The organism is Microcoleus sp. S13_C3 (genome assembly GCF_036700905.1).
Classification (GTDB): Bacteria; Cyanobacteriota; Cyanobacteriia; order Cyanobacteriales; family Microcoleaceae; genus Microcoleus.
In genome coordinates this window covers 1-1,368 of sequence record NZ_JAUBPT010000356.1, presented here as the reverse complement: position 1 = coordinate 1,368, position 1,368 = coordinate 1, and the positions used below count along the sequence as shown (strand labels likewise).

Sequence of the window (1,368 nt, the reverse complement as noted above, 5' to 3'; positions counted from 1 at the left end):
CATATTCAAAGCAATAGAGATAGCGATTCCATCAACAGAAATAGAAGCGGCTATCCTGAAAACAAAAGCAAAAGAAAAACGGCATCGTGCGCTACCATCACAACTGGTAGTATGTTTGATCGTAGCAATGAGCTTATGGTCAAAAGACTCAATGCGGGACGTACTAAAGAATCTGATTGATGGACTTAATGAAGTCTGGTTGAAAACTGGTAAATTCTGGAAAACTCCCTGCAAGGCAGCTATTACTAAAGCCAGAAAAAGATTAGGGCCTTCTGTAATGAGCCAGCTATTTCATCAGTTGGTACGACCAATGGCTACAACTGAAACAGTAGGAGCTTTTCTGAATGGATTGAGAGTTGTAGCAATAGATGGAACCTGCGAGTGACATCCCAGACAGTGATGAAAATGCTAGAGTTTTTGGGCGTCCAGGTAGCCGTCCAGGTACAAGAGCTGCTTTTCCAAAAGCTAGATTAGTTATTTTGGTAGAAGCAGGAACACACTTAATATTTGATGCCTTAATATGTCCATATAAGATGGGAGAAAGAGTCAGAGCGTTAAGATTATTGCGGTCAGTTACTAAAGAAATGTTGCTAATGTGGGATAGAGGTTTGCATTCGTATGCGATGGTCGGGACCACGCTCAGCAAGGGTTGTGGCTATTTAGGAAGAATTCCATCAAATGTTAAATTCCAGGGCGAAACACAGCTAGAAGATGGTTCTTACTTAAGTTTTATTAATCCCCCAGGCAAATTCAGGAAAAAAGGATTTAAACCAATCCAAATCAGAGTAATTGAGTACACGATTGAAAACTTAAATGACCCAACAGCAGAAATTAAGTATCGTTTAATTACAAGTTTATTAGACCATCAAAAATTTCCGGCAAAGTTATTAGCTGCCGAATATCATCAACGGTGGGAAGTCGAAAATACAATTGATGAATTCAAAGTACATCTGTTAGAACGAAAAACTCATATTCGTTCTCAAAGACCAAGAGAAGTAGTACAAGAAATTTATGGTCTATTATTAGGACATTGGGCTGTGCGGTCATTAATTTGTCAAACAGCGCATAGTGCAGAAATTTCCCCATTAAGTATCTCTTTCACGGAGACATTACGAGTTATTCGTCGCGCTGTTCCAAAATTTCAGCGACTAGAAGCACAAGAAATCCCCTTTTTTTTACTTGGTTGAATTTGGAGATTCTTGATGCGACTTTGCCACAAAGAGTTGAGAGAAATAACCCAAGAGTTGTGAAAAAACCTGTTTCAAAATTTAAATCCAAAAAAGTTAAACACAGAGGTACTGGAATAAAAATTAATTCTCCTGTGTTTAATATTTTAAAGCCTCCCAACCCTTAAGTAAACCGTATTGG

At 38.4% G+C, this 1,368-nt stretch carries 1 pseudogene; it reads left to right on the top strand.

The features are described 5' to 3' along the window. Positions 1-40: 40 nt before the first annotated feature. Positions 41-1,187, top strand: a pseudogene (locus QUA16_RS36700) (IS4 family transposase). The last annotated feature ends 181 nt before the right edge of the window (positions 1,188-1,368 follow it).